A 17,117-nucleotide genomic window follows, 5' to 3' on the forward strand; every position below is an offset into this window, starting at 1 on the left:
CATAATTGCTTCAAATACCTTTGCAATATTTGGCCCATATGCAAACACTGCAAAATCATTTTCTGCTCGCCATGCCGAGCCTCTCAGATCCCTATTTCGAACGTTCGCTGGTCTACCTGTGCGAGCACAATGAAGAGGGTGCCATGGGGTTGGTGGTCAATATCCCGGTGGACATGTCACTGGACGCCATGCTGACCCAGCTCAAGCTCGCCCCACCGCCCAGCCCGGAACTCAAACAGCCGGTGCTGCAAGGGGGCCCTGTGCATGCCGATCGCGGCTTCGTGCTGCACAGCTTCCGTCCCGGGTTCAACTCCACCCTGCAGGTGGGGGATGAACTCATGGTCACCACCTCCAAGGACATACTGGAAACCCTAGGCACCGAACAGGCACCGGATCACTGGTTGGTGGCGCTCGGCTACGCCGGCTGGAGTGCGGGTCAACTGGAACAGGAACTGGTGGACGGGGCCTGGCTGGTGATACCACCCAACCCGGATCTGGTGTTCAAAACCCCCATTCATCAACGCTGGCAGCAAGCGGCCGCCAGCATAGGGGTCAATCCCATTCATCTATCCAGCGACATCGGCCATAGCTGATGCCGTTTGCCACGCATTTTGCGATGCGTTTTGAGGAAAACATTCAATGTCATCACGCAGTATCATGGGCTTCGACTACGGCACCAAGAGCATAGGGGTCGCCATCGGACAGGAGCTCACCGGCACGGCCCAGCCCCTGCGCGCCATCAAGGCCAACGACGGTGTCCCCAACTGGGACGACATCGAAAAACTGCTCAAGGAGTGGCAACCGGATCTGCTGGTGGTGGGATTGCCGCTGAACATGGATGGCACAGAGCAGGAGATCACGGTACGGGCTCGCAAATTCGGCAATCGCCTGCACGGCCGCTTCGGCAAGCAGGTGGAGTTCAAGGACGAGCGACTCACCACCACGGATGCCCGTGCCCGCCTGTTTGAACGGGGTGGCTACAAGGCCCTGGACAAAGGGAGTGTGGATGGCGTCTCCGCCCAGCTCATCGTCGAGGCCTGGATGGAACAGCAATACGACTGAGGCAAATCCCTGCCCCCTGTTATCCCCCTCACGAGAGGGCCTCTCTCTGGCCCTCTCGTCCTTGTCATACTGCCGTCATCTCTTCGTCATGTAGGCCCGTTAGCGTGGTGGCATCTTGCCCGGATTCCACCCATTGGGGTCATCATGAACAGAGAGAAGTTTGAAGGCTGGCTCATTCTTGCCGGAAGCCTGTTTTCCATTCTGATGCTCGGCGAATTGCTTTAACCCGCCAGATTGACGAACGAGCAGCCCGGTATCATTCTGCCGCCAGCGCCTCCAGAATGGCGTGAGCCGCCTTGATGCGCGCCTCGTTGGGATAATTGCGATTGGCCAGCATGACGATGCCTATCCCCCTGGCGGGCACGAACGCCACATAGGCCCCAAAGCCGCTGGTCGAGCCCGTCTTGTTATAGAGCCGCTGCTCGCCCATCGCTTTGGGCACCGCAAAGCGCGTGACCGGATTGGCCTGGAAGCTCACCGCCGGTGAGTTGCCCGCCAGCAATGTCTGCTCGGTCACCGGATAGGCGTAACTCTCCCAGCCCAGTCCCTGGGTCATTTCCCCCACAGAGTAGAAACCTGTGTGGGTCAGCGCGATCGCGCTTTTTACCGCGGCATCTCCCTGATACCCCATGTTCGCCTCGACAAACTTCAGCAGATCCGCAGAGCCAGTCTTGATGCCATAGGCCTCGGCCGCCAGCACGCCCGGATTGACCCTGACGGGCTTGTCTTCCTTCGAGTAACCGAAGGCATAATTCGCCATGGCCGACTCCAGCACCTGGATATAGGTGTGATGCAAGCCCAGCTTGGGCAGCAGGGTCTGGCTCATCAGTTGCTCAAACGGCTGGCCCAGACTATTCGCGGCCAGGTGACCAAACAGACCTATGCTGGGGTTGGAATACTGGCGATGGGTACCCGCCGGGTAGGCTGGCGTCCACTGGCGATAGTAGGCACGCATCTTGTCGGTGGAATCCACCTCGTCGGGGAATTGCAACGGCAGGCCGCCCGCACTGTAGGTGGCGAGTTCGGCCATGGTGATGCTGTCGAAGGCGGAGCCTTTCAGCCAGGGCGCATGCTGGCTCGCCTTGTCCTCCAGCTGAAAACCACCCTTGACCGCGGCATAGGCCCCAATCATTGCCGTAAGAGTCTTGCTGACTGAACCAATTTCGAACAGGGTCTGCTCGCTGACGCGAGCTCCGCTCTCCCGATCCGCTACCCCGTAGTTGAAGTAGTGCGCCTTGCCTTCTTTGAGCACGGCGACCGCCATGCCCGGAACCCTGTGCTCCTTGAGCAAAGGCTGGATGGCGCCATCCACCACGGCCGTCAGGGGCTCGGCTTCGTTTGCATAGGATAAGGGGGAGAGCAGCAGGGTACTCAGTACCAGCAGCGACCGGGTTGTAGCTTTTTCCATTTGATGAGTCTCATGATGAATGTAGGTAACGCCAACCCCATGGCTGGCACAGTCAATCCGTGCGCAAGCATAGATGAGCTCCATGTGCCCACTGTGAACCAGAGTGAAGTCTGTGTGAAGTCGCCCCAAAAATGACCCGGCTCAATGGCTTGCCCTTTCGTTGCCCCCCCTCCTCCACCGCTGACGTATAAGCTGTAGGGGCAATGAGACACAAGGGGAAGCATGAGTGAAAGCACAAGAACAGATAGCAGGGCTGCTGGCGGCACTGGAGCAGGTGATTTTGGGTAAGCCCTTGCAACTCAAGATAGCCCTGGTCACCCTGCTGGCTCGTGGCCACCTGCTGATCGAGGATCTGCCCGGCATGGGCAAAACCACCCTGGCCCACGGGCTGGCACAGGTGCTGGGGCTCGACTGCCGACGGGTACAGTTCACCGCCGATCTGCTGCCCGCCGACCTGCTGGGGCTGCAGATCTTTGACACCCACCAGCAGCAGTTTCGTTTTCACCCCGGCCCCGTCTTTACCCAGGTGCTGCTGGCGGACGAGATCAACCGTGCCAGCCCCAAGGTGCAAAGTGCCCTGCTGGAGGCCATGGCCGAGGGGCGAGTGAGCATCGAAGGCCACACTCACCCGCTCCCCTCCCCCTTCTTCGTCATCGCTACCCAGAATCCGGCGGATCAGGCGGGCACCTATCCCTTGCCCGAGTCCCAGCTCGATCGCTTCGCCGTGCGCCTGTCGCTCGGCTTTCCACCACGGGAGGCCGAACGCCAGCTGCTGCGAAGCGGTAACCAGACCAGCCCCCTGACCCGGCAACTGGATGCTGCCGGGCTGACCACCCTGCAGGCCGAGGTGGATGCCATTCATGTCTCCGATGCCACCCTCGACTACCTGCTGGCGCTGGTACACCAGAGCCGTTTCGATGCAGAGCTGCCCCAACCCCTCTCCCCCAGAGCGGCCCAGACCCTGCTGGCGGTGAGCCGGGCCTGGTCATTGGTGGCGGGGCGCCGTTTCGTCACTGTGGAGGATGTGCAGGCCGTCTTCCCCTACGTGGCCGAGCACAGGCTCAGAGGCAGCTTCGGGGTACAGCGCGGTGAGGCCAGCCCCCTGAGCCAGCGCCTGCTGGCCAGCGTCAGTCCGGACAATCCTTGATGAAACGCCCCCTACCGGGCTGGCGCCGGTTCAGGGAGCAGTGGCAGCAACGCTGGCTGACCCGCCGCATCCCCCCCGCCCGCCAGATGGCACTGGGGCCGCGCAGCCTGTTTATCCTGCCCACCCGCATGGGGCTGCTCTATCTGCTGGTGATGATCGCCATCTACCTGCTCGGTACCAACTACCAGAACAACCTGGTGCTGCTGGTCTCTTATTGCCTCGGCAGCCTCTTCATGGCCGCCATGTGGCTCACCCATCGCAACCTGCTGGGGCTGGAACTGCTGGGCGGTTCGACCGTGCTGGGGGAGGTGGGCAGCCAGGTCCCCATCCAGGTGACGGTACGAAGCATGCGCCCGTGTCAGGCGCTGCACTTTGCCCTCAATGAAGGCTCCCTCTGGCTGGCGCAGGCAAACTCGACACCCCGGAGCCTGACCCTGCCAGTGCGCGGCATGCAACGCGGCCGCTTGCCACTGGGCCGCCTTCGGGTAGAGAGCCGCTACCCACTCGGTCTGTTTCGCTGCTGGTCGCTGCTGGATCTGCAACTGGAAGCCTGGCTTTCACCCAAGCCTCTCTATGGGCCACTGCGGGGCCGTTCGCCGTCAGGGCAGAAAGGTACCCAGGGTCAAGCTGGCCCGACCCCCCTCGGCGATTTCGACATGTTGCGGGCACACCAAGCCGGGGAACCCTTCGGCCGGATTGCCTGGAAGCAGTTCGCTCAGGGGCGCGGCCTGCTGGTCAAGCAGTTCCAGGAACCCGAACAAGATGACACTCACCTCAGCCTGCAAGGCGTCACAGGCACGGATCTTGAGCAGCGACTGTCAGCCCTGGCCTGGTGGTGCGCCGATTATGGCAAGCGGGGCATCCCTTTCACCCTGACCCTGACAGGCCAGACCCTGGGCCCGGAGAGCGGCCCCGCCTTTCTTCGGCACTGTCAGCTGGCATTGGCCCGCTTCGATGACAGAGCCGGATCTGTAAACGAGAGCTCTCCCAATGCTGCTCGATAATCGCCGTCTGCTGCCCCTCATCGCCTTGCAACAAGGCGTGCTGGTACTGGCACTCTGGCCCCAGCTGCAGTTCTGGGTCGTCGCAGTCGGCGCCATCACCCTGGGCGTGCGGGCCATGATGCTGTGGCAGGAGTGGCGTTCGCCCCCCGCTCGCGCACTGGCGCTGCTGGCCATCACGGGGGTTCTGCTGTTGGCCTGGCAATGGCGGGCGCTGGGCACGCTGCCAGTCCTCATCAACCTGCTCTGGCTCGGCTACAGCCTGAAGATGATAGAGGTGCGGCGGGAGCGGGATATAGAACAGGTGCTGCTGCTCGCCTTCTTTCTCATCGCGCTGGCGCTGGTGCAACGTCAGAGCATGGGCTGGGCACTTACCATGGCGGCCACACTCTGGCTGACGGTGAGCACACTGGTGACGGCCGTGGCACCGGAGCAGAGACAGCCGTGGCGCAGCGCCGGCGCCTCCCTGCTGCTGGCTCTCCCCCTGCTGCTGACCCTGTTTCTGGTGCTGCCAAGACTGCCCCCGCTCTGGCAGATGCCGACCACCAGCCGCGCCCTGTCGGGGCTCTCGGAAGAGGTGGCCCCCGGCGACATCAGCGAGCTGGTCAACTCCTCCGAGCTGGCCTTTCGCGTCACCTTTGCCGATGGCCTGCCCCCCGCCAGCGAGCGCTATTTTCCGGTGATGCGCCAGGAACAGTTCGATGGCCGCCGCTGGCTGCTGAGTGCCGAGACCCGGCAGTGGCAGCAATCCCAACCCATGCAAACAATACAAGTGCAAACCGGCGCAGGTCCCCTGCCCCCCGCCAGCTACGAGGTGATCGCCGAACCCCAGCGCCACCGCTGGACGCTGGCGCTCTCCCAGCCCAGCGTCTTGCTCGGCCCCGTGCTGGTCAGCCCGCTGTCTACCCTGTATCGCCGCGATCGGGGGGATCAAAGGATCAGCTACCGGGTCACCACAGCGCCGACGGCGCTGCCTGCCGACACCGCCACCCTGCGGCGCAACCTGCAACTGCCCGTCGTCGGCAACCCAAGGGCCCACGCCCATGCCCAGGCGCTGAAGGCCCGTCATCCCGTGCGAGCAGAGCTCGTTGCAGCCCTGCTCGACGGCTTTCGGCACGAGCCCTTCTACTACACACTGCAGCCCCCCCTGCTGGGGCCTGACGGGGTGGATGACTTCCTGTTCAACAGCCGGCGTGGTTTTTGTGGTCACTATGCCATGGCAAGTGCCTTCGTGCTGCGGGCAGCCGGGATCCCGGCGCGGCTGGTGACCGGTTATCTCGGCGGGGAATGGAATCCTCAGGGCCAGTATCTGGAGGTGCATCAGTTCGATGCCCATGCCTGGGTGGAGTACCTGGATGACAGTGGCAACTGGCAGCGACTGGACCCCACGGCGGTGGTGGCACCGCAGCGGGTCGAGGGCGGCATGACGGCAGCCTTGAGCGAAGAGTTCACCGCCGCCGATCCCCTCTCCCTCCAACGCTATCGCCAGTGGGCCCTGCTCAACCAGCTGCGCTGGTGGGGAGCCAACCTCGACTATCAATGGACGCGGCGGGTGCTCAACTACGATGCGGCTCGGCTGTGGCAACAGGTGGGGTTGCGCTGGCCGGCCCTTGCCAGTCATACCCCCTGGTTGATCCTGACCTGCTTGCTGGGAGTCGCCACCCTGATCGGCACCCTGCTACTGTGGCCGGGACGGGCTCTGCCACACTTGAAGGTATGGCAACCCCTGCTCAGACGGGCTGCCCGCCAGGGGTGGCAACCCCACGCAGGGGAGAGTCTGGCCAGCTGGTGCGAGCGGCTCATCACCCTTGACCCCGAGCTGGCACGGCCACTGCAGCGCTGCGCCTGGCTCTATCGGCGCTGGCGCTATGCCCCCCTCTCCGAACAACGGCAGCAACAAACCCTGCGACAACTGCAACGACGGCTACGCCAAACCTGCCAGCTATGGGACAAGCGCCGATAGTGACAAGCCAGCCAGCATGATATGCAGACAAGGATCCACCAAAACAGAAGGGGAGCCAATGGCTCCCCTTCTTTATCATCCCATACTGACCTGCGCAGGGTTTAAAGCTGCTTGCCGTGCTGGGCCGGGTTGTCCCAGATCCCTTCTTCCAGCTGGCTGCGGATCTCGGGGTATTTGTTGGCATCGAAGGTGGGTAGTTTGCCCAGCTTGAGCTGATCGTTGTAATCCTTGGCCAGCTTGATGGCCACGCCGGAGAGCAGCAGGATAGCCACCAGGTTGACGATGGCCATCAATCCCATGGAGACATCCGCCATGGCCCATACGGTCGGCAGTTCACCCACTGAACCGAACATCACCATGCCCAGCACGAACATCCGGAACAGCATCAGGCCGCCCTTGTGGTTATGCTCCAGGAACACCAGATTGGTCTCGGCGTAAGAGTAGTTCGCCACTATGGAGGTAAAGGCGAAGAAGAAGATGGCTGCCGCGATAAAGATGTTGCCGCTACTGCCAATCTGGGAGGAGAGCGCACGCTGGGTCAGCTCGACACCGGTTATACCCGAGCCGGGTTCGAACTGACCGGACATCAGTATGATGGCGGCAGTACAGGTACAAATGACGATGGTGTCCATGAAGACCCCCAGCATCTGCACATACCCTTGCGAGGCCGGGTGCGGCGGATAGGGCGTCGCAGTCGCGGCGGCGTTCGGGGCTGAGCCCATACCGGCTTCGTTGGAGAAGAGACCACGCTTGATGCCGTTGATCATCGCCTGGGAGATGGCATAACCCATGGCACCGGAACCCACCTGCTCGATACCCAGAGCAGACTTGATGATCAGGGAGAACACACCGGGCAATTCGCTGATATTCATCGCCACTATGAACAATGCCAGCAGTATGTAGGCCAGTGCCATGAAGGGCACCACCAGTTCGGCGAAGCGGGCTATGCCTCGAATGCCGCCAAAAATGATGAGGCCGGAGAGCACCACCAGCGTCAAACCGCTGACCCAGTCAGGAATGCCGAACGCTACCTTCATCGCCAGACTGATGGAGTTGGCCTGCACCGCATTGAACACCAGACCGAACGCCAGGATCAGACAGAGTGAGAACAGCACCCCCATCCAGCGCATGCCGAGACCGCGCTCCATGTAGTAAGCAGGGCCACCACGATAGTTGCCATCTTCATCCTTCACCTTGTACAGCTGGGCCAGGGTGCTCTCTACGAACGCCGTCGCCATGCCAATGAAGGCGATCAGCCACATCCAGAAAATGGCGCCCGGGCCACCCAGATAGATGGCAACGGCCACACCGGCCAGGTTGCCGGTGCCCACACGGGCGGCAAGGCTGGTACAGAGTGCCTGGAAGGAGGAGATGCCGGCCTTGTCTGATTTGCGGCTATTGCGCAAGACGGAGAACATGTGGCCGAAGTGGCGAACCTGAATAAAACCCAGGCGGAAGGTAAAGAAGATGCCGACCCCTATCAGCAGGTAGATGAGCACAGCTCCCCACATCAGGTCGTTTAGCATTGCGATCAAGGTGTCCATATTTCTCTCGTTGTTATCACATCCATGGCCAGTCTGCGCTGACCCCTTTCTGTCTATTTCTGAATTAGCGTTTCACTAAAGGGGCGGAATCTAGCATAGCGAGGGAGTTCAGAATAGTGATCCCGATCACTACAGAAACAAAAAACGAGCGTTTCAACGCAATAAAGCTTCATTTAACACGCAAAGTTTCAACAAAACTGAGAGTCAAATTTATCAGGCGACAAATTAGACCCAAAAGAGCATATTTTGGCAATTATCCACATAGAGGTAGCCGTGCTCACCAGGAGGCAAACTATTGCGCAAGCGTTTACCTAAAATGGCTTTCAAAATGGGGCTGCTTCGCCAAACGTTTTACACGTAATAAAATTTCAAGTAGCTAACCACACAATTTATGTGATCGACTACACAAAACCGATAATCAACTAAAAAAGTTGTTTTTATCAGGGGATAAAACCGCTCACGAAAAATGGATAAAAGTCGTTTTTAATCAACTACTTTCACCCACTACTTCCCACCGCTGGCGACCATTGGATGATAAGCATACAAGCCACCCTATTGCAGGATGAGCCACATCCGTATTAATTAGGCAGGCAGTGGCGATGGGCCTCCCCCATCGTGCTTTTCTGAGCCTGAGTCGCCGTGATTTTGTAATTTTATTTCAGAATGGTCGTCTCACGCCCGCCACCCCAGAGCCTGCGCCCTCACCAAGAGAGTGCGCCCTCATAAAGAGATGATATTTGCCATGGCCGATAAATTAACCCAGCTGAAAGCCCTGACCACAGTTGTCGCCGATACCGGTGATATCGAAGCCATCAAGCGCTACCAGCCCATCGATGCCACCACCAACCCGTCCCTGGTGTTGAAGGCATCCGAGATCCCCGAATATGCGGCACTGATCGAAGACGCCATCAGCTGGGCCAAATCCCAGAGCCAGGACAAGGCACAGCAAATCATCGACGCGGGCGACAAGCTGGCGGTCAACATAGGCCTGGAAGTGCTGAAAATCGTTCCGGGTCGCATCTCAACCGAGGTGGATGCCCGTCTCTCCTTCGATACCGAAGCCAGCATCGCCAAGGCCCGCAAACTGATCCGTCTCTATAACGAAGCGGGCATCGCCAACGATCGCATCCTGATCAAGCTGGCCTCCACCTGGGAAGGCATTCGTGCCGCCGAGGTACTGGAGAAAGAGGGTATCCAGTGCAACCTGACCCTGCTGTTCTCCTTCGCTCAGGCCCGCGCCTGCGCCGAAGCCGGTGCTTTCCTGATCTCCCCGTTCGTGGGCCGCATCCTCGACTGGTACAAAGCCAAGCACAACCGTGACTACACCGCTAGCGAAGATCCGGGCGTGGTCTCCGTCACCGCCATCTATGACTACTACAAGCAGCACGACTACCCGACAGTGGTCATGGGCGCAAGCTTCCGCAACACCGGCGAAATCCTGGAACTGGCCGGTTGTGACCGTCTGACCATAGGCCCTGCCCTGCTGGAAGAGCTGAGCAAAACCGAAGGCGCCGTGGTGCGCAAGCTGAACTACACCGGCGAGCGCAAGGCAAAACCGACTCCGATGTCCGAGGCCGAATTCCGCTGGGAACTGAACCAGGACGCCATGGCTCACGAGAAGCTGGGTGAAGGCATCCGCATGTTTGCCATCGATCAGGGCAAGCTGGAAACCATGCTGGCCAGCCGCCTCTGATAAGGCGTCAGGACCAGACAAAAACCGGGCTCCCGCGAGGGAGCCCGGTTTTTTTATGAGCGCTTGATCCCTTGTCATGAGTTCGTCACGAAAACGTTTTATTTTCAATGGCGTTATGTTATACGGGTGATGAAAACGAGAATAACCAAGGAGGGAGCCATGGAAATGTTCAACTTCGATTATGACGATGTAGTTGAGCTCGGTTCGCGTAGCCGCGGGACAACGGGAAAAAAACGTAAATGGCGTGAGATTGAGGCGTTGAAAGATAAACATCGCCTGCAGAAGGAGCTGCAATCCATCGACATCGCTTATGAAGGTCTCTCAGACGAGATCGAACTGTAAAAACAAGGCCCCGGTTCAACCGGGGCCTTGTTTTTGAGTACCTTGCCCTCAGGATGAGGGAGGCAGCGAGAGCCGTTGGGCCAACTCCTGAAAGTGCTGGCTGATCTCGGCGCCAAACAGGGGATCCCCGATAGCGCGATTCTGCCAGAGCTGCTCCAGGTGACGCCAGTCATCCTCGGTCAGTGAATCACGCAGATGAGGGAAGATGACCGCCTCTTCATAGTTCATGTGCGCCTCTTGCAGCGCCACAAACTGCTCCAGCCTGGCGGTGAACTGATCCAGCGGAATGACCGAATCCATCAGTATCATCTCCACCATCTCCTTGAGCTCGGCACCGGCACCCAATAATCTGGCGTGCTCCTCCTGCAGCCTGTTGGCCACCTCCCCTTCCACCACCCGGTATTTCAGGTAGTAGTCGTAGATCATGTCCTCTTTCGGATGGTGGTACTTGTCAGAGACCTCCCGCAAGTAGTCCACCGCGTCCCGGATCAGGAAGTAGCTGACTGGCTGTTCATTGCGAATGGCGGCGAGCTTGTGTTTAAGCAGCTCCAGCAACCTGGCGATATTGAGATGGTCCTTGTGCAGACTGGATAACATAAGCACTCCTTGCGCTGAGATAGAAAGATACTTATTGAAGTATACGGTCATTTATCGCGCTAACTTTGCACTCAATCAAGTCAACAGCAGAGAAGGCGACAAGCAAGCAAGGCCTCAGACCTCCCATTTACGCTCGTCAAGACCCGCCAATTCGGTTCCTCAGCCCATATGCAGACAGCAAGCCGCCCTCACCAATATCCGTTCATGACGTGGCCAGAGCAGGCTTGCCCGCGACACTTATGGCCGTTACCCGCAGACCGAATGCCAGTTGATGGGGCTCATTCCCTGTTGGGACAGCAGACGATTGGTCTCGGAGAAGTGGCCGCAACCGATAAAACCGCGATGAGCCGAGAGCGGACTGGGGTGAGGCGCACTCAGCACATGGTGTCGGCTCCGGTCAATGAAGCGTCCCTTCTTCTGGGCATGGGCCCCCCACAGCAAAAAGACCACTCCCTGACAGCTGGCATTGATCTGCTCGATAACCCTGTCCGTGAAGGTCTCCCAACCCAGATGGGCGTGGGAGTGGGCCATGCCCGCCTGTACCGTCAGCACTGTATTGAGCAGCAAGACCCCTTGCTGGGCCCAGGATTCAAGAAAACCGTGGTTGGGTGTGACAAAGTCCGGCAGATCCCGCTGCATCTCCTTGTAGATATTGACCAGAGAGGGAGGTGTACGCACACCGGGCAGCACGGAGAAGCAGAGGCCATGGGCCTGATTTGGGCCGTGATACGGGTCTTGACCCAGGATCACCACCTTGACCTGATCCAGCTCGGTCAGCTTGAAGGCGTTGAACACCTCGGTTGCGGGAGGATAGATCACCTTGCCCGCTTCCCGCTCGCTCCTGACCGTCGCCAGGGTCGCCTTGAAATAGTCCTGCTCTTTTTCTGATCCAATCACATCTGTCCAGGTCCGCACCCCAATATCCTCAATTAATACGGCAAGGGGCTCAGGATAGGGGGCCAGACAACAAGACGCAACCGTAGCGCCATCGTCTGAGCCCACCAAGCAAGGCCGCATCCTTGAGTGATAACACGCAGCAGAGGGCATCTCCCGGCCCCGGTATCGCAGGTCAGCGGGCACACTCGGTCACGCTTCCTCCCAGCGGGCTGTACAGCCCTTCTATATGGAAGAGAAGATCAATGGCTACAGGCCTCCTTGCCAGCGTCATGGCTCCCTGACCCATACTGCCGATGAACCAAAATATCTATCCCTTCAAGAGAGAGCCCAGCACCTTAATCATGGAGGAACACCCAATAAGATGTAGTTAAATTACTAGATTAAATTAATGAAAGATGCATAATTTGGATATCTTACATAATCAGAAAAATGATCTATTTTTGATTAATCTCAATGAATTAATCCCTTCACTCCTGCGCAAAACGCATATTTCTTGATTTAGATCAATTTTCGTAATATTACCATCGTGGTATATATGACCCAACGAAGTAAAGGTGTAAGGCAAGGGCCCTTTAAGTCATCCCGGTGGTTTAAATACATCAGGGTAATTTCCTTACAGTTGAATCCGCTTTCCTATGAGGAGTCATACCATGATCAAGGGCATCCAAATCACCCAGTCTGCCAACACAGCTTTGCTGAACTCTTTCTGGCTGCTGGACGAAGAGAAGCAACAAGCGCGTTGCATCTGCGCCAAGGGCGACACCTTCGCCGCCGATCAGGAAGTCAAACTCTCTGATCTGGGTCAGTTCGAATACCGTGAACTGCCGGTTCAAGCTGAACCTGCCGTAGAAGGTGGCCAGCACCTGAACGTCAACGTACTGCGCCGTGAAACCCTGGAAGACGCCATCGCCAATCCGGAAAAATATCCGCAGCTGACCATTCGTGTTTCCGGCTATGCCGTGCGCTTCAATGCACTGACTCCGGAACAGCAGCGTGACGTTGTGACCCGCACCTTTACCCAGAGCCTGTAATTCCCTCTGCGTGAATCTGCACACTGACAAACGGCCCACGCGGGCCGTTTTTGTTGGTACGCCATCACCTGTTGCCAGTAACAAAAAGGCCTCGCATCGCGAGGCCTTTTCCATATTTTCTGACTGGCGGGTGCCGCTATCAGGCGGAAGTATCGAGTGGCTCGAAGCCCTTGATGAGGTCGTCGATCGCCTTCATCTGCTTGAGGAAGCCTTCCAGCTTGTCCAGCGGCAGGGCACTCGGGCCATCACAACGGGCCACTTTCGGGTCCGGATGGGATTCGATAAACAGACCCGCCAGACCAACCGCCATGCCAGCACGGGCCAGCTCGGTCACCTGATCCCGACGACCACCCGAAGCGGCCCCCAGCGGATCGCGGCACTGCAATGAGTGGGTCACGTCGAAGATCACCGGATAGCCACCCGTGCTCTTCTTCATCACGCCCAGACCCAGCATGTCCACCACCAGGTTGTCATAGCCAAAGTTGGCACCGCGCTCGCACAGGATCAGCTGATCGTTGCCGCACTCCTCGAACTTGTCGGTGATGTTCTTCATCTGGCTCGGGCTCAGGAACTGCGGTTTCTTTATATTGATAACGTTGCCGGTGCGGGCCATGGCCTCCACCAGATCGGTCTGGCGCGCCAGGAAGGCGGGCAGCTGAATGACGTCAACCACTTCGGCCACCGGCTTGGCCTGATGCACTTCATGCAGATCGGAAATCACCGGCATGCCGAAGGTCGCCTTGAGCTCCTGGAAGATCTTCATCCCCTCTTCCAGGCCAGGCCCCCGGTAGGAGTGGATGGAGGAGCGGTTGGCCTTGTCCCAGCTCGCCTTGAACACAAAGGGGATGCCAAGCTTGCTGGTCACTTCCACGTACTTCTCGCACACCGCCATCGCCATGTCGCGGGATTCCAGCACGTTCATGCCACCGAACAGCACGAACGGTTTGTCGTTGGCTACATCGATGTCATTGATCTTGATATTCTTCTGTTCCATCTCTGGCATCCTTAAAGTGAAGAGGCTGGGGGCTTGCATCCAAGTCGGTCCGTTGCGCCTGGGCACACCGGCCTTGATATTCTTCTGTTTCAGTTCCCAGGCATCACTCAAAGTGAAGAGGCTGGGGGGGCATGATATTTCAGTTCCCGGGCATCCTTAATGGAGGGGCTTGGGGCTAAGATCCAGCGCGGCCAGTTGTACCTTGAGCACATCGGCCACCGGATCGTCCGGGCATTGTTCAATAAAGTATTCAAAATCGTCGGCGGCGAAACGCGGGCAGTCGAGCTGTTCATAGATGAACCCCCGATCCCGCGTCTCAAGGGGATCGCCCGGCTTCATCCGCAGCAACAGCTCACTGCAACGCAGGGCTTCGGTCATGCGATCCTCCCGCAGCAGAGCACCTTTGCTGACGTTGAGCAGCCGTTCGATTATCTCCCACTGGCCCGAGGGTTGCAGGTGTTCAGGGGTCAGGGTGGCCAGATTGCCAAGGGCACCGCGCAGCAACAACTCCATGTGCTGCAGGCTCAACTCGTCACCGGTGAAGGGGTCCACATAGACCTCGCCTTCGCTGCCGGCAAAGCTCACCAGAAAGTGACCGGGGAAGCAGATCCCCTCCACATCCAGCCCGAGCTTGCGGCCCAGTTGTATGATGAGAATGCCGAGGCTAACCGGTATGCCACGCTTGGTGGCAAGGACCTGGGCGAGATCGGAGTTGGCGGCAGAAAAATAATCCTGCCAGTCACCGTGAAAACCCAGGGTCTGGTAGAACCCCTGCAACAGCTGGCGGCGTACCTCGTCACAACTGCCCTCGGCAATTGCTTCGTCCAGCCAGGCATCGAGACGGGCCAGCTCGGCCTCACCACGGCCACTGATGCCATGGATCTCGTCACTTACCGACAGCGCCAGCTCGGCGATGTCGTGGGCCTCGAAATCGGTCCATTCGTCTACACGTATCATCGTCATCATCCTTAACCGAACAGACTGGCCTGCTTGTATACGGCCAGTTTGGCGATAAAGAAGACCCAACCGATGGCGCCGAGGAAGGCAAACCAGCGGATACCGTTATTGCGAGCCAGTCGCAGTGCCATCATGGCCAAAAACGCAACTACCAGGATGGCGGTCAGCTTCTCACTGAGCCAGGGGGTGCCGTTGTTGAGTGGATTGAGATCAAGCACCATGCACAGCAGCACACCGGAGAGCACCACCAGCCCGTTCAGCCAGCCGCTCACCTTCATGATTTGGCCGCTGTAGGCACGGCCGGAACCAGTCTGCACCCAGTAAAAACGCAGCATAAACATCAGCACTGCCGAGGCGATCAGCACCAGATGCAGATGTTTGAGAGCAAAATACATAACGTGTCCTTGAACAAAGGCAGGCTCAGGCCCGCCATTCACCATCAATGAGCCAGGCATCCCAGCGTTACCCGCTCGTTATCCCCGTAATCGCGCACGGTTTCCACCCGGCTGAACCCCTGTTGCAGCAGGAGTTGACGCACCGCCTCGCCCTGCTGCCAGCCATGCTCCAGCAAAAGCCAGCCACCAGGACACAGATGAGCAGGCGCACCGGCGACGATGAGGCGGATATCCGCCAGCCCCTGCTCGTCGGCGACCAGGGCTGAACGAGGTTCGAACCGCACATCCCCTTCATTCAGATGAGGGTCGGCACCGTCTATGTAGGGCGGATTGGAAACAATCATCTCAAAGCGTGGGGCCTGACTCAGGAGCGGATCGCAAAGCGGCTCAAACCAGCTGCCATCGCGCACCGTGATGGGCAAACCCAGCGCGGCGCTGTTGTCGCGCGCCAGTGCGGCCGCCTCCGGCATCCGATCCACCGCCCATACATCGGCATCTGGTCGCTCTGACTTGAGCGCCAATGCGATGGCCCCAGTGCCAGTGCCCAGATCCAGCAGGGCGCAGGGCGCCTGATCCGGCGAGGCTGGCCTGGGGGGCAGCCGTGCCAGCGCCTGTTCCACCAGCACCTCGGTATCGGGGCGCGGGATCAGGGTAGCCGGGCTCACCTTGAGCGGCAGCGACCAGAACTCCCGTTCCCCCACCAGATGGGCGATGGGTTCGCCTGCCAGCCGACGAGTGAGCCACCCTTGCAGCATGTCTTGCTGGGCCGCATCCAGCTCGCGCTCCGGCCAGGTCATCAGATAACTGCGCCGGCAATCGAGCAGATGGCAGAGCAGCACGTCGGCGTCGGCGCGGGGAGACTCCCCCCCGGCCAGGGTCGCCATTATGTGGGCGCGGGCCTGCTGGATCTGCATCAACGGCGCGCCATCGCCGTGACGGCGATATCTGCACAAACGGGCTGCATCAGCTGTTTTCCGCCAGGGAGGCGAGCTGATCGGCCTGATATTCCTGGATCATGGGACTGATGATGCAGTCCAGATCCCCCTCCATGATCTCGCCAAGGCGATAGAGGGTGAGGTTGATGCGGTGCTCCGAGAGGCGACCCTGCGGGTAGTTGTAGGTGCGGATACGCTCGGAGCGATCACCGGAACCCACCAGGTTGCGACGGGTGCTCTGCTCGGCCGCGCGGTGGCGCTCATCCTCTGCCGCCTGCAGACGGGCAGACAGCACGGACATCGCCTTGGCGCGGTTCTTGTGCTGGGAACGCTCATCCTGACACTCCACCACCAGGCCGGTCGGCAGGTGGGTGATGCGGATGGCGGAATCCGTCTTGTTGACGTGCTGACCACCGGCCCCGGAGGCGCGGAAGGTATCTATTTTCAGGTCGTTCGCATTGATCTCGATCTGCTCGGCTTCCGGCACTTCCGGCAGCACGGCGACGGTACAGGCGGAGGTGTGCACCCGGCCCTGGGATTCGGTCTCGGGCACCCTCTGCACCCTGTGACCGCCGGATTCAAACTTGAGGCGGCCGTAGACGTGCTCGCCGTCCACCTTGGCGATTACCTCCTTGTAGCCACCGTGCTCGCCGTCGTTGCAGCTGACGATGGAGATACGCCAGCCCTGACGCTCGGCGTAGCGCGAATACATGCGAAACAGGTCACCGGCAAAAATGGCCGCCTCGTCACCACCGGCACCGGCACGGATCTCCAGGTAGCAGTTGTTGTCATCCTTGGGATCCCGGGGCAGCAGCATCACCTGCAGCGCCTGCTCCTGCTCCTCCAGCGTGCTCTTGGCCAGCGGCAACTCCTCCTGCGCCATCTCGCGCAGGTCGGCGTCATCCTCTTCCAGCATCAGCTTGGTGGCTTCCAGATTCTCTTCGGCCTGGCGGAAGCGCTGGAAGGCATGAACGATATCTTCCAGCTGGGCATATTCCCGGGTCAGGGCGCGGTAGCGATCCTGATCCGAGGCCACCCCGGGCTCGCCGAGCATGGCCTGTACTTCTTCGTGGCGCTCGATGAGGCCTTCCAGCTTTCTGATCAGTGACGGATTCATAAATCTTGTTTTCTCGATGGAGGAAGGGGCCGCC

The 17,117-nt window shown here is 59.4% G+C and carries 17 protein-coding genes; 8 read left to right on the forward strand and 9 right to left on the reverse strand.

Annotation, left to right across the window (positions count from 1 at the left end):
- Positions 1 to 38: 38 nt before the first annotated feature.
- Both AACX78_RS17090 and ruvX read left to right on the forward strand, forming a co-directional pair.
- Positions 39 to 593, forward strand: a complete 555-nt coding sequence (locus AACX78_RS17090) for a YqgE/AlgH family protein (RefSeq protein WP_005316953.1) — start codon at positions 39 to 41, stop codon at positions 591 to 593.
- A gap of 46 nt (positions 594 to 639) precedes the next feature.
- Positions 640 to 1,062 carry a Holliday junction resolvase RuvX gene (ruvX, locus tag AACX78_RS17095; RefSeq protein WP_021140066.1) on the forward strand — a complete coding sequence of 141 codons (423 nt, stop codon included), beginning with the start codon at positions 640 to 642 and terminating at the stop codon, positions 1,060 to 1,062.
- A 256-nt stretch (positions 1,063 to 1,318) separates the two neighbouring features.
- On the opposite strand, the gene ampC is transcribed toward ruvX, so the two are convergent.
- On the reverse strand, positions 1,319 to 2,470 hold the full coding sequence (ampC, locus tag AACX78_RS17100; protein WP_159166911.1) for an FOX/MOX family class C beta-lactamase: 1,152 nt from the start codon (positions 2,468 to 2,470) through the stop codon (positions 1,319 to 1,321).
- 226 nt (positions 2,471 to 2,696) lie between these two features.
- On the opposite strand from ampC, the gene AACX78_RS17105 reads away from it, so the two are divergent.
- From AACX78_RS17105 to AACX78_RS17115, 3 genes are read left to right on the forward strand one after another with little or no spacing between them, the layout of a single operon-like run.
- A complete protein-coding gene (locus tag AACX78_RS17105) occupies positions 2,697 to 3,617 on the forward strand; it encodes an AAA family ATPase (protein ID WP_159166912.1) in 921 nt (306 codons plus the stop codon).
- Positions 3,617 to 4,621 (forward strand): DUF58 domain-containing protein, encoded by a 1,005-nt coding sequence (locus AACX78_RS17110; RefSeq protein WP_159166913.1) that lies wholly within the window; start codon positions 3,617 to 3,619, stop codon positions 4,619 to 4,621. Before AACX78_RS17105 ends, AACX78_RS17110 begins: the two co-directional genes overlap by 1 nt.
- Positions 4,608 to 6,581 (forward strand): transglutaminase TgpA family protein, encoded by a 1,974-nt coding sequence (locus tag AACX78_RS17115; protein ID WP_159166914.1) that lies wholly within the window; start codon positions 4,608 to 4,610, stop codon positions 6,579 to 6,581. The genes AACX78_RS17110 and AACX78_RS17115 overlap by 14 nt, the downstream gene beginning before the upstream one ends.
- Positions 6,582 to 6,682: 101 nt before the next feature.
- Here AACX78_RS17115 and AACX78_RS17120 read toward each other — a convergent pair whose 3' ends face one another.
- Entirely contained in the window at positions 6,683 to 8,125 is a 1,443-nt protein-coding gene (locus AACX78_RS17120) for an alanine/glycine:cation symporter family protein (RefSeq protein ID WP_021140062.1), read from the reverse strand.
- A 742-nt stretch (positions 8,126 to 8,867) separates the two neighbouring features.
- On the opposite strand from AACX78_RS17120, the gene tal reads away from it, so the two are divergent.
- Together tal and AACX78_RS17130 are read left to right on the forward strand one after the other, a co-directional pair.
- A complete protein-coding gene (tal, locus tag AACX78_RS17125) occupies positions 8,868 to 9,818 on the forward strand; it encodes a transaldolase (RefSeq protein ID WP_159166915.1) in 951 nt (316 codons plus the stop codon).
- A gap of 159 nt (positions 9,819 to 9,977) precedes the next feature.
- Entirely contained in the window at positions 9,978 to 10,160 is a 183-nt protein-coding gene (locus AACX78_RS17130) for a DUF3545 family protein (RefSeq protein ID WP_005316976.1), read from the forward strand.
- Between the two features lie 48 nt (positions 10,161 to 10,208).
- Here the strand turns inward: AACX78_RS17130 and AACX78_RS17135 are convergent, their stop codons facing one another.
- Together AACX78_RS17135 and ung are read right to left on the reverse strand one after the other, a co-directional pair.
- Positions 10,209 to 10,757 carry a hemerythrin domain-containing protein gene (locus tag AACX78_RS17135; RefSeq protein ID WP_021140060.1) on the reverse strand — a complete coding sequence of 183 codons (549 nt, stop codon included), beginning with the start codon at positions 10,755 to 10,757 and terminating at the stop codon, positions 10,209 to 10,211.
- Between the two features lie 246 nt (positions 10,758 to 11,003).
- Positions 11,004 to 11,672 carry a uracil-DNA glycosylase gene (gene ung / locus AACX78_RS17140; RefSeq protein WP_005316980.1) on the reverse strand — a complete coding sequence of 223 codons (669 nt, stop codon included), beginning with the start codon at positions 11,670 to 11,672 and terminating at the stop codon, positions 11,004 to 11,006.
- Positions 11,673 to 12,304: 632 nt separating this feature from the next.
- Here ung and grcA point away from each other — a divergent pair.
- Complete coding sequence (gene grcA / locus AACX78_RS17145) at positions 12,305 to 12,685, forward strand: autonomous glycyl radical cofactor GrcA (protein WP_005316999.1); 381 nt, start codon at positions 12,305 to 12,307, stop codon at positions 12,683 to 12,685.
- A gap of 139 nt (positions 12,686 to 12,824) precedes the next feature.
- Here the strand turns inward: grcA and kdsA are convergent, their stop codons facing one another.
- The 5 genes from kdsA to prfA all read right to left on the reverse strand — a co-directional run bounded on the left by kdsA (position 12,825) and on the right by prfA (position 17,083).
- Entirely contained in the window at positions 12,825 to 13,679 is an 855-nt protein-coding gene (gene kdsA, locus AACX78_RS17150; protein WP_005317003.1) for a 3-deoxy-8-phosphooctulonate synthase, read from the reverse strand.
- A gap of 156 nt (positions 13,680 to 13,835) precedes the next feature.
- Complete coding sequence (locus AACX78_RS17155) at positions 13,836 to 14,636, reverse strand: SirB1 family protein (protein ID WP_159166916.1); 801 nt, start codon at positions 14,634 to 14,636, stop codon at positions 13,836 to 13,838.
- An 11-nt stretch (positions 14,637 to 14,647) separates the two neighbouring features.
- Entirely contained in the window at positions 14,648 to 15,031 is a 384-nt protein-coding gene (locus AACX78_RS17160; protein ID WP_021140057.1) for a SirB2 family protein, read from the reverse strand.
- Between the two features lie 44 nt (positions 15,032 to 15,075).
- Positions 15,076 to 15,945, reverse strand: coding sequence for a peptide chain release factor N(5)-glutamine methyltransferase (gene prmC / locus AACX78_RS17165; RefSeq protein ID WP_159166917.1), 870 nt, complete (start codon positions 15,943 to 15,945; stop codon positions 15,076 to 15,078).
- Positions 15,946 to 15,994: 49 nt separating this feature from the next.
- Positions 15,995 to 17,083: a peptide chain release factor 1 gene (gene prfA / locus AACX78_RS17170; RefSeq protein ID WP_005317010.1), complete on the reverse strand. Its 1,089-nt coding sequence runs from the start codon at positions 17,081 to 17,083 to the stop codon at positions 15,995 to 15,997.
- Positions 17,084 to 17,117 lie beyond the last annotated feature (34 nt).

It is taken from the genome of Aeromonas sp. 9A (assembly GCF_963900955.1).
Lineage (GTDB): Bacteria > Pseudomonadota > Gammaproteobacteria > Enterobacterales > Aeromonadaceae > Aeromonas > Aeromonas salmonicida.